Origin of the sequence: Cyclonatronum proteinivorum (genome assembly GCF_003353065.1) — a bacterium.
GTDB lineage: Bacteria > Bacteroidota > Rhodothermia > Balneolales > Cyclonatronaceae > Cyclonatronum > Cyclonatronum proteinivorum.
This window is the reverse complement of record NZ_CP027806.1, coordinates 1632141-1644262: the sequence shown is the minus strand read 5'-3', so window position 1 is coordinate 1644262 and position 12122 is coordinate 1632141. Positions and strand designations below refer to the sequence as shown.

At 43.5% G+C, this 12122-nt stretch carries 7 protein-coding genes; all 7 read right to left on the bottom strand.

Annotation, left to right across the window (positions count from 1 at the left end; genetic code table 11):
- Positions 1-432: 432 nt before the first annotated feature.
- Positions 433-1452: an IS5 family transposase gene (locus tag CYPRO_RS06480; protein WP_114983826.1), complete on the bottom strand. Its 1020-nt coding sequence runs from the start codon at positions 1450-1452 to the stop codon at positions 433-435.
- A gap of 341 nt (positions 1453-1793) precedes the next feature.
- Positions 1794-1922, bottom strand: coding sequence for a hypothetical protein (locus CYPRO_RS16840; RefSeq protein ID WP_270049195.1), 129 nt, complete (start codon positions 1920-1922; stop codon positions 1794-1796).
- A 1306-nt stretch (positions 1923-3228) separates the two neighbouring features.
- Entirely contained in the window at positions 3229-3612 is a 384-nt protein-coding gene (locus CYPRO_RS06475) for a helix-turn-helix domain-containing protein (protein WP_114983825.1), read from the bottom strand.
- 912 nt (positions 3613-4524) lie between these two features.
- Positions 4525-6519 carry a hypothetical protein gene (locus CYPRO_RS06465; RefSeq protein ID WP_124245544.1) on the bottom strand — a complete coding sequence of 665 codons (1995 nt, stop codon included), beginning with the start codon at positions 6517-6519 and terminating at the stop codon, positions 4525-4527.
- A 604-nt stretch (positions 6520-7123) separates the two neighbouring features.
- The gene (locus CYPRO_RS06460; RefSeq protein ID WP_114983822.1) at positions 7124-8143 is read right to left on the bottom strand and encodes an IS5 family transposase; all 1020 of its coding nucleotides are present in this window, start codon (positions 8141-8143) and stop codon (positions 7124-7126) included.
- A gap of 165 nt (positions 8144-8308) precedes the next feature.
- Entirely contained in the window at positions 8309-8989 is a 681-nt protein-coding gene (locus CYPRO_RS06455; protein WP_124245543.1) for a hypothetical protein, read from the bottom strand.
- A 204-nt stretch (positions 8990-9193) separates the two neighbouring features.
- Complete coding sequence (locus CYPRO_RS06450) at positions 9194-11899, bottom strand: response regulator (protein WP_124245542.1); 2706 nt, start codon at positions 11897-11899, stop codon at positions 9194-9196.
- Between the last annotated feature and the right edge of the window lie 223 nt (positions 11900-12122).

Genomic DNA, 12122 nt, shown 5'->3' with positions numbered 1-12122 from the left:
AGCTCCCAAACCTAAGATGAATGCGTTGCTTTTTTTCAGGTACGCGACGAACAGAAGACGGAAGGCGGAAGACGGGTAACCGAAGACTGTTGAAAACCTTGCGGGGGTTTTCCCATAGAACGCATGCGAAGATCGGAAAATCAGAACGCGGATTTGGGGGATCAGGGGGGCGTTTTTTGCTTCTTCAATGGAGACAGAGCTTGCGTGGATTGCACGCTTTGCGTCAAAACCTCCTTGGTTGCCTGCGCATCGTTTGTACTGTACAAGAACGCTTTGAAAAAGGTAGTGTTCACTTCCATCAGTGTTTTTGCACCAGATTGCATCTACAAAGAGCAATGGGAATTGGGCATTTTTCCTGAAATGACCTCTTACACAGGCTCAAATAAGCCCTATTTCGTCCAATTTGTGGGTTATTTATCCCCAATTGATGGTTCATCGACATACCAATCCCCCGAAAGGTTTGTGTTTGCTCAAAATCCATAATGCCCTTGTCACATTCCAGCAGGCACAGTTATTGGCAAAAGTGAAAGCATTTCTGGCTATGTTTTTGGCTTGCATAGCCACTAAACCAGCTTTCGTTTTCATCCATGCAAACGGATGCTCTACCTGAGCCCGGACGCTGCTGTACTGCTTATTCTTCCTTTTTTGTTTTTTAGATAGCTTTTGACCTTTCTTCGGTTTATTCAGAACACCGTAAAACCATCCGTCTTTGCGGGACGCCTCTTTGTAGGACTCCAGATAGTAGGCCTTATCACCCCATAAGCTCATTTCATCATAACTGATGAGTTCGTCAAGGGGTTTTTGATCATTTCTGTGTGCAGGCGTGAATCGCTGTTTCCTGATGAGTTTAGTACCTACATCAACGCCAATATGCCCTTTATACCCGAAATAATAGCGTTTCCCCTTTTTGGTAGAATGGGCGTCGGTGTCAATTTGTGATGAGGGTTTTTCGGACAGCTCCTGGCGCCGCTCTTTTTTAAGAGGCCGGTTCACGGAGTTGATGATCGTTGCATCCACAACGGTACCACGTTTTAGCATCATGCCTCTTTGCTCAAGTTGCCCTGTAATCTGATCAAAAATGATATCTCCAAGTCCATGCTGTATGATGGCTTCCTTAAACCTCCAAAATGTAGTAAAATCGGGAATATCATGGTCGAGATTGATTCCTACAAACCGTTGGAAGCTTAAGCGATCGATGAGCTGATCTTCCAACTGGGGATTGCTTAGGTTGAATAATGATTGCAGAAACACCGCTTTAACCATCCAACTGACTGGCTTTCGGGGACGCCCGCCTTTGGTTTTACTGGTTTGATCAATAACCGAAAGTTTTTGGTAAATAGGTTGCCAGTCAATGAGCTTGTCAATTTTAATTAGCTTGGCAGCCATTTGAGATGATTTACGCCTGCGGGCAAGCAGTTCATCAGAAAATCCGAGTTGATTGGTTGTCTTCATATCTATAGTATTATCAATACTATAACCTAATATAAAATACTAATAAGTAGGTGAATTTACAAGCCTATATGTAATAATATTAATAATTTATGTCCCATATTTGCCGCGTAGAGGTTTTGCAAAGGTTTCTAATAGTTTAAATTCATGAGTTGGTTTCAATTTAATGAATTAGGGCGAAATTGGAGCGGGTTAATTGAACAGAAAGGTGTGATTGGTTCGTAAAATGCAAAATAAGAGCTAGCTTCTATAAGTACACTTCAACAAAAAATGGCTTCTATCACCAATGAAGAGGGGTAAAAATCTTACAATGGACTTTTCGGAGTAAGATCAAAACTTAAATTTCACATAAATTCAGCTATGCTGTAGCAAGGTGCATTGCTTGTTTCTATCGAAATTTGCAATACAAAGCGTTTTTTGGCATAATTTGCATCAATAACTATTTTTTGGGCTTTCAAATCGCCAATACCCATTAATTTTGTGTTCTTGTGAACAAATACGACCTTCTATAAACAAATATGAACCTAAATACACTTATATCCACCTAAATACGCTTATATCCACCTGCATAAATACCTGTGAGCTATCACACTTCCCTAAAACTTACATGGGGACATCGGTTGAGCTTAAACTAAATTCATCAAAAACCGGCAAAATCAACCCATTATCACTTTTCATACTTTTTAGCTCCCTACGCATATGCAATCCTTAAACTAACGATAATTACGGCGAACCACTTTTTAGTTGAATTGTGCTGCTACAAGTGTTTAATCACACAGATCACACTTCCTTAAATTCTTAATTCCCTAACAAATCTTGCGTGCATCAAATATAACGGCGCATCCAAACTTAATCAGACCACTCACTCTGATTCACTACGATTCACGCTTACTAGTACAAAAATAGTACAAAACAATCAGTAATCAATCATTTTGGTATCAAAAAACACGTTTATTGGGGCACTCATAATCGATTGGTCGGGGGTTCAAATCCCTCTGGGCCCACTGTAAAATTTAAAAAAGCCCCGTCGCTTTGGTGACGGGGCTTTTTTTTGTTTTTTATGCGTTGGGGGAATTGGGAAGAGGCACCATCGCACCGCAGCGAGCTCGCATCGCACGGGTGCATTCGGTTGCTTTTTGCGGCTAGGATGCGTGATGAGCCGTGCATAATGGTTCGTTAACGGGCGGTTAACAAACCATTAACGGACTCTTAATGGGCTCTTAACGGGTCTTTAACGGGCCAGCAATCTCACAGAGCGGTCACTGCTGTGATGTTGGGTATCGCACCGGAGTGCCGGCATCCGAAAAGCAAGGGATTCTCCGCCGGTTTGGGGCGGCGGTAGCAACACTGCTGACCGTGATGCGCACGGGGTTTCCCCCAAAAAAACAAAGGGCTGCGCTGTTTATGGTGCCGGGTTCAGAGGCTTTTGGCGTGATACCCTCCCTTGTCTTTTGAGGATGATGCAGGGTTCAGGCTGCGCTGCGCATTTTGCAGCGCTTGTTTTTTCTGGGCAGAACCCCTACTTTTGCATCAATAACACCTGCCACGCTTCCCGTCGGATCAGCGCACCCGGGCAGGTTTTCGCTTTTTACAGGCAAGGCTTCCTTTCATTTACAGTTGAGAGGAAGCCTTTTATTTTTAGGACCTGTTTCCGCCTCGTTAATCCCCCGCCGGGGAAATTGACCATTACCACAGGGTTTAAGCAGCACCTCCCGCGTCACAAGCCTGACAGCTGCCGGGGGTTCGCACCGCTGACATACTCTCAACCCCGCCTTTCGCCTACCCCATCGTCAGCCCATACGGCCTGTTCAGCGCTTCCTGACTAATTTTGAAATGCGCCGAAAGTATCCGAATCACATCCTTGGGCAGGGCTTTTTTGCGGTTGAGGATTTCCGAAACATAGCCCTTGGAGCGGTTCACGATGGCAGCAAGATCGTTTTGGCTCAGGCCGTGCCCCTGCATCAGGGCCTTGATGAGGGTAACCGGATCCTCGCTGATCGATTCCCGCTGCTGCGCATCGTAATGCCCAATCAGCAAGGTAAGCAGCTCGACTTCATCTTCTCTTTCTGCGGATCGATCTGAAAAAAGGATTTCTTCCAAAAGGGCGCAGTAGCTGTCGTACTGCGCTTTTGATTTGATGACGGTGTAGCGGAGGGCTTCCATATCTTGAGGTTTTCCTGACGTGTATGCTTGCGATTTACCACAGAATAATAGCAAGATAAAACCGATGGTTCTTTGTTTGCGAACTGTTTTTTTTTGCAAGCGCCAAAACCTGCCGAATACCTGATTTGCATGAATTTTTTTTTACGGTGAAATTTACCGTAAATGGGCGCAAAAAATAACCGACATGAAAAGCACCTCTCCATTCAACGATATACCGTCTCCCCGAAACACCATCATAAGGTGACCCCAACAAAAAACATGACCACAACCCACAGCCCAAAGCCCGAACTCCGGCTGCAATGCCGTATCAAAGCGCTGTTTTTTGGGGGGAACTCCGAGAGCATCACTGGCTGCGGTGCCAAATCCTGGCATCCCAAATCGGTCTCATGGCGCCGTGCTTTTTTTGGGGGGGGGAGGACGCGAAGGCACAAAGCCCGCGACGGGAAGGATCCAAACCCAGCTTTACGGGATGCTTCGGCTTCGCATGCGCTCCACTCAGGATTACATGTCTGCGGCTGACCAAGCATCCGAAACCGTAAAACTCTAAATCTAAAAACCCTTAAATTACCAGCCCAAGCAAGGGGCCCGGACACACTTTTTGGGGTACTACCAAGCCACACTATTTGAACCACCGTTCGACTCCTCGATCAGGACGGAATCGAAGGCGTTTTCCGGGGTAAGGAAAAGGTAATAGTAGATTTGTTCGAGAAGGTTCGGAAGTTGAATGAGGTGGGGTGAGGGTGATGTCCCAATAAAAAAACAGTAGGGGGAGGCAACAGTAAGGACTGTGGGCTGTGTGTTACTTTGAAGCCACTCAGATACTTAGCAGAGAAATTAGCAGGTTTTTATTATCAATAAATACAACAAAAAAACAATGGTAGAACTACAGTTAATCTAAAACAAAAGATGAGATTATTCCCTAGGTAATGTTGTGTTAAATCCGTCTCTATTTGCAAGTCCATTAGCACTCATTTGTCTGTCAAAGTATATTTTTTGTTTTTGTGAGAATGTTCCAAAGCTTACTGCTATTTTATTAAATATTATATCTAAGTCTGTGAATTCCAAAGGAAAATCTACACCCCCACATGTTCCTCCTGTTCTATCTCTTATTGAGTAAACGCACGGGAATCCTTCTCTTGATGAGAACCAGTGCGTTGCTTCATTTAAAAAGCCCCCTAAAGAACCTCCTACAAACATGCTGCTTGCCCTAGTATAATTAAATGCTCCGCCAACGGCTATGCCACCATTGTAAAATTCTGTGCCTGCACCCATGTTGTGAGATGTGAAAAATACATTATCTTCAGGACTAACCAAATTAACTCCTCCTGCGCTTGTTGGTACATACCATCCTCTTAAGTAATCTGTTAGTTCTGGTGAGTATCCTTTTATGACTTCTATATTATAAGGATTTCCCGCTACGATATCACTGTTAAAAATATCTTTCATCAGGGCTACATAGTTATCAAAGCTTTGTTCTGCTTGAATTGGGTTTCTAGGTATTACTCCCGGAGGGTTTACTCCTCCGTCTGGAAGGTCTGAAGGATCTATATTTCCTCTTTCAACGCTTTTTTGATCAACGCATTCATCTGGTCTTTCTGATGCTCCATCCCAATCTGAACAGTCAAAGTAAGGATTCCCCATATTATATACAAATTTTTGAGTTAGTTCTACGCCCACGTTGTTTTTTGTTCTTGGAACTCTTAAAATGCCTATATCATTCATTTGATAAGTCATCATTGTTAAGAGTTCTTCTGCTGGTATGAATCTTTCTCCTCCTATCCATCCTTGGTCTGCTATTGCTCCTTTTACTATTTGAGCGCGACTATCTATGTCTCCGTTGATGTCAAAGTACCAGTTTTGATCGCCTGATCTGTAGTTTGGATTATTTTCAGGATAGCTTCTTACTACCCAGGAATGTTCTCCTGGAGCGCCATCATCGACATTCATAAAGCTTAGGTATTGCCACTCGTCTGGATAAAAGCTTCTGTCTACTTTCATTCTTATTAATTTGCTGTAGTCTGATGTGAATTCTACTTCGAATTCTCCTGCTGGTATTCTTCCTGTTATTTGTCCGTTTTCTGAATTGAATTCTCTTACTATTGAGCCGTCTCTGCTTGTAAATTTCATGCTTGCAGTGTTGTCTTGCTCTACTATATCTCCGTTTATGCTTCCTACATATGTTACTAGTTCTGATAATACATTTACATCATATAGAGGTGTTATGTTTAGTGTTCCTTGGTCTGTATCTTGAAGTCCTAATACATCTTTTGCTGTTGCTTGCCAGTTAAAGTCTCCTCCTGCTAAGTATTGGTGAGTCAGCACTGTATCTATTGCTTGTTTTCCGACGTTAAACTCGTTTATGTTTCCGTCTCCAAAGTCTAATCTTATTGACCCTATATCTTCGAAGTCGTCTGTTGCTGTTATTTTAAAGTCTATTGGGTCTTCTTGCCAGTTTCTTTCATATGTTACTTCAATATTTATTGTTGGAGGAAGGTTTGTTATTGCCGCAGGTTGTATTGTTACATTGTTTATTTTTGATACTTCTTCACCTAGTTTGTCAAATGCTATTATCTCATATCTTTTTGTGATTGGGCTATCATTTCCTAGTTCGTAGTTTTTTGTTATTTGCTCATTTAGTGAGTTTCCTGACAGATTATTATATTCTTTAAAGAAATCTGAGTCTAGTCCCCTAGCTATTACTCTTTCCAAACCATCTGGGTCCGACACGCTTAGATTAAATGTTGTTTCTTTTCCATCTATTGCTTGATTCGGCGTCCAAGTTATTGTCGATGGCGTGTTTGGATCTTCACCAGGATCTGTTGGTGATTTATCACAAAAATTAAGTCCTAAAGCCCCAAAGCCTAACATTGTGTAGAATAATCCTTTTTTTAGTTTTTTTCCAACCATTTAAACCTACCTACTTAAATAATACTTATATATAAATATTCGTTTATTGTTACTACTTGGTGAATTAGAATTATTTGTTGATATTTTTTCTATTCATACACCAATAAATGGGTTTACCAGGTTTTTAGAGAATAAAGAAAGCCTCATTTGCACTCATCCAAAAGTCATGACTCGCAATTCCGTATGATTCAAACATTTATTTTGAGACTTCAATAAGCATACTAACATATTATTGAGCGATCAACAATATACTCCCCGAAGTTGTAAAAATTAAACATTACTTGCTTTATCGATTAAAAAGAAATTATTTAAGTACCCAAAATGGCATTAAAATAGCGTGTTCTGTTTTCGTGTTTTGCCCCGTCGTGAATGGAAATACTTATACAACTTCGGTAAAATGTGTTTGCAAACTTGCTGCTGTTCCGATACGTGCTACAAGAAGGCTTTGAAAAAGTTCATGGAATCACCCCAGAATCAAATTGCTCCGGGATTTTTGAATATAGTGTTTTCGCAAACTGGGAGATTTTGGAAGTACCATCGCCAAACGGGTCTATATTGAGCATATTTGACCCTTTTTGATGGCTGCTTTGACCTGTTTGCCGGTTCATCGACATACCAATCCCCCGAAAGGTTTGGGTTTGCTCAATATCCATAAGGCCCTGATTACATTCCAGCAGGCACAATTATTGGCAAAGGTGAAAGCATTCCTGGCAATGTTTTTGGCTTGCATGGCTACTAATCCTGCTTTGGTTTTCATCCATGCAAACGGATGCTCCACCTGAGCCCGTACGCTGCTGTACTGCTTATTCTTCCTTTTTTGTTTTTTAGATAGTTTTTGACCTTTCTGCGGTTTATTCAGTACGCCGTAAAACCATCCATCTTTGCGGGACGCCTCTTTGTAGGACTCCAGATAGTAGGCTTTATCGCCCCATAAACTCATTTCGTCATAACTGATGAGTTCGTCAAGGGGAATCTGATCATTCCTGTTTGCTGGCGTGAATCGCTGTTTTCTGATGAGTTTAGTAGCTACATCAACGCCAATATGCCCTTTATACCCAAAATAATAGCGGTTTCCCTTTTTGGTGGAATGTGCGTCAGTGTCAATTTGTGAAGAGGGTTGTTCGGATAGCTCCTGGCGCCGCTCTTTTTTAAGAGGCCGGTTCACGGAGTTGATGATGGTTGCATCAACAACCGTACCTCGTTTTAACATCATGCCTCTTTGCTCAAGCTGAGCCGTAATCTGATCAAAAATAATATCTCCCAGTTCATGCTGTATGATGGCTTCTTTAAACCTCCAGAAGGTAGTAAAATCCGGAATATCATGGTCGAGATTGATTCCTACAAACCGTTGGAAGCTTAAGCGGTCGATGAGCTGATCTTCCAACTGGGGATTGCTAAGGTTGAATAATGATTGCAGAAAGACCGCCTTAACCATCCAACTGATTGGTTTTCGGGGACGCCCGCCTTTGATTTTGCTGGTTTGATCAATAACCGAGAGTTTTTGGTAAATAGGTTGCCAGTCGATGAGTTTATCAATTTTAGTTAGCTTAGCAGCCATTTGAGATGATTTACGCCTGCGGGCAAGCAGCTCATCTGAAAATCCGAGTTGATTATTTGTGTTCATATCTGTAATAATATCAATATTATAGCCTACTTTAAGGTACCAATAACCATCCGAAAAAACAAGCTTATATGCAATAATATTAAGAATTTATACCCAAAATTTATTCCGTAGGGGTTTTGCAAAGCTTTCTATAAAAACTGAGCCCCTGCCGAAGCGGAACGGTTCCTACTGAAATGTGCCGGACAGCACGGCGTAGGCGTACCAGGCATAAAGCAGCGGCAGCGCGAACCAGACAAGGGTACCGGCCAGCAGTTTTTGAGACAGCTTGTTGTGAAGCAGGTCTGAGACCCCGTTTTGCAAAACAGCTTTGAATAGAAGGAAAACACCCGCGTTCAGCGCAATCACCCAGGCCGAAATTCCGGTGTAGCCTGTAATATCAATAAACTGAATGAAGACCGGGTAATTGGCGAGTGCATTGGCATACAGCGTAATCGGGAAGCCCAGCCAAAGCTCCTTCACAAACCAGGCATACGGCGGCCAGATAAGAGCCAGTACCAGAAAACCCCATCCGCTGTTTGTCTTTACCCTGCGGCGAATACCATGAAGCAGCACGAAAGGCAAAGCATATACGGCAGCAGCAAGAATCACCATGATGCATCCCGCGACGGGCTCAACCCAGATAAAGCCAATCAGCGCGAGGAAAAGAGATACAAATGAAAAAACATACCCGTGCAAAAACCAGCTCCTCCGGGTAGTTTGCTTTTCGAGAGCTGTAAAGAGTCCCACAAGGCAAACCGGCAGCAAAAACGCAAACGAGATTCCGGAGATATGATTCACGGAAAGCCCGAGGAGCAGGCCGCTCAGCAGGCTGGGCAAAAAGCTATGGATCAGTTGGGTTGGTTTCATGGCATAAAACTATCCAAATGAACCGGTCGTTTTCTGCCAAATATGTTCCTTTTCCTGCCAGAAACGGGTTTAAAGCCCTAAGCCAGGCCTGATCAGCCGTTTAAATTTATGTCTGTACGAGAGCTTACTATGCAGCAGGAAGACGTTTGTGAACCCCTGCCTTCCGGTGTTAGCAAGCTCAACTACCATTCTGCCGCCCCGCCATCATGAAATTTCGTTCGGCGAAACCCCGAACCGTTCCACATAGTTACGCTTGAATGTATCTGCTGATTTGTAGCCGATTTTCCCGGCGAGTTCATTGAGGCGGATGTCGGTGCTGTTTTCCACAATCCGGGCCGCATACTGCAGGCGGACTTCCCGGATAAAAGCGGCGGGGGTCATGCCCGACTCTTTTTCTATTTTCCGATAGAAGCTGCGTTCGCTCATGCTAAAAGCATCCGCAAGGGCCGATGCGGAGAGCCGGGAATCATCTATATGGTCAAGGACATAATTTTTGACCTTCTCCGGTAAACTGATCTCGCCCGGAATGTCATCCTCCGAAACTTCAAGCATGAACGCTTTTCTGCGCTGATAAAAGCGCATCAGGTTTTCGATTTTGAGCCTTAGCTCGGAGGCGTTAAACGGTTTGGTGATGTAGTCGATAATACCGACCCTGAGCAGGTGCAGGCGGTCGCCGGCATTGTCTTTTGCAGATAAAACCACAATAGGAATCGTTTGCAGTTTGGGATCTGACGCCATGTGCCGGATGAGCTCTTCACCCGTCATAACCGGCATCATGAGATCCGTAACTACAATGTCGGTCTCATTTTTCTGAAGCCATGCGAGGGCTTCGGCTCCGTTTTTACAGGAATGCACAGATCCCAAAGCATGCAGCAGGCCTTTCACATAGGCATTCATATCCGGATTATCCTCAACAAGCAGCAGCCGCACCTTCCCGCTTTCTGATATACCGGCGGGCTCAGGAGCGGAGGTTTGCGTACCGTTTTCCTGAGGTTTTTCCCAACCGTTTACCGGATTCAAAGCAAGCCTGTAGTCAAAAGGCAGGGTAAGCCTGAACCGGGCGCCTTTATCTTCATCCTCCACAACCACAAGATTCCCGTCGTGCAAACGAGCCAGAGACCGGCCTAAATCGAGGCCGATACCAAGGCCCTCAACGTAGGGTTTGTCCGGCGTTTTAAGACGATGAAAGCGTTCAAAAATAATTTCACGATCGTTTAAGCCAACCCCTTCCCCTTCATCTTTTATATCAATCTCAACTTCTCCCGATTCATTGTTTACCCTTGTTTCAATGCGTATCAGGCTGTGTTCGGGTCCGTATTTGGACGCATTAATAAGTACATTTGAAAGGATTGTGCTGACCTTCTCCCCGTCTGCATTTACTATCGTGTATGAAGTATTGCTGTTAAACTCAACCTTTTGAAACCGTAAAGCTATGAATGAGGTGTTGAGATCGATAACGTTCTGAATCAGGTCATCTAACCGATAGTGTTTTTTTTGAAGGGATAATTTTCCTTTATCTGATTTCGATAGGTCCAGAATCTGATTCACCAGCACGACAAGCCGTTTGGCATTTCGCATAACGAGTGATGAATCTTCTTTCGGGATTCTGATTTCGGAGTTTGGGCCACTTTGCTCAGCTGCTTTTTGAAGCAAGCCTTCCAAAATGGTAGTGGGCGTTCTGAGCTCGTGTGATACGTTCAGGAAAAAGCGTGATTTGAATTCGTCTTTTTCTCTGAGTTCTTTGGTGCGCTCTATTACTTTCTGCTCCGTTTGTTCAAACACTTCTACAAAATCAAGGGTAATCGTGATCGTAAACGAGACAGGAACAACCATGTAAACCATAATGACTGTCAAATAATACAAAAGTGTATTTGTCGGAAAGTAAATCTGATACAGCACAGCGTACGCAAACGCACCCAACAGCATTATAAAAAAACCTACAAACATGATGCTTGCTCGAATACCAGCATGTTTCTTTAGTGTTTGCTGAAGCAAATATACTGCAAAAGCCAGATTTAAAATGGCCAAAATTGGGTGCAGAATATAGATAAGTTCATACTGAAACAGAACGGCATACATGGATAGCAGCAAATAAACCCCAAAAAATATGCGTAAACTTTTCTGCGGCAGGGAAAGCCTGTAATAGGTTCCGATCGTAAAAATAATATTATAAAATACAAACAAGAAAAGAACCACATGCCCGATTTGCTGTGCGGGAATCATGGTTACCGACCAATAAAAAGCAGCGTCTCCCATTTGAGTACAAGCATGCAGCATTAGGCTTATATTGACCCAAAATGCATAGTAATGATACCGATCAACCGATTTCGTTGACAGGTAAATATGAGCTACAGATAAAAGGAGCAGTACAAAAATAACCGCACCCAGCATAAACGAACGGTTCGCTTGTAACCGCTGATAAGCAACAAAGTGCTGAGGTTCCGAGAAAATGGGCCTTACAAATGCTTCGGGTGACGTTCTCACCGAGTACAGCCATTGCGGGGCCGTGTTCCACGAGAATTCGACCAAGATGTAATTTACGCCTTCCCGAATGTTTGCGGGTGCATAGGCAGTCGGGCTTACACGACTTGCCACTTCCCCGGATCTTATTGGTGAGGGTGTTCCGTCCTGAAAGACAAACTTTCCGTTTATCCACACCCGTACTGCCGCATACCCAAAATTTCGTACAAACCATGCCTTGTCGCTAAGCGTGCTGTCTGCAATAAACGACAGCTCTGCCCAGCCATACTTTTTATCCCCGGTAATTGTTCTGAGTGAATCGAGGTGCAGAGACGGTACCGCAATACCATCTTTAAGGTTAATACCGTCGGCTATTTGCTCAGGTGCATGGGCTGAAACCTGCCACTCTTCTGCCAAAAAGAAACGAATAGTCCCAACCGTGTTAATCAAGGGTGACTGATCACTTAAAACCGGCTGTGCAAACAAGTCAGTAAATGCGGAAGCGAACAAAAGACAAATGACACAACACCTGATATACAAGATGAAGCGGTGCAGCTTTTTTCTTTTGCAGGTTTTGAGAACGTTCACAGTGTTTTTTTGAGGTCACTTGTTTCTGCCTAAACATCAGGCACTCAGGTATCGAATAAACACCTGAGATGCCTGTATTTAGAAA

Coding starts and splice junctions, on each gene's coding strand:
- CYPRO_RS16840 (WP_270049195.1), bottom strand. CDS start 1,922: ATGGGTATTGGCGATTTGAAAGCCCAAAAAATAGTTATTGATGCAAAT.
- CYPRO_RS06465 (WP_124245544.1), bottom strand. CDS start 6,519: ATGGTTGGAAAAAAACTAAAAAAAGGATTATTCTACACAATGTTAGGC.
- CYPRO_RS06460 (WP_114983822.1), bottom strand. CDS start 8,143: ATGAACACAAATAATCAACTCGGATTTTCAGATGAGCTGCTTGCCCGC.
- CYPRO_RS06455 (WP_124245543.1), bottom strand. CDS start 8,989: ATGAAACCAACCCAACTGATCCATAGCTTTTTGCCCAGCCTGCTGAGC.
- CYPRO_RS06480 (WP_114983826.1), bottom strand. CDS start 1,452: ATGAAGACAACCAATCAACTCGGATTTTCTGATGAACTGCTTGCCCGC.
- CYPRO_RS06475 (WP_114983825.1), bottom strand. CDS start 3,612: ATGGAAGCCCTCCGCTACACCGTCATCAAATCAAAAGCGCAGTACGAC.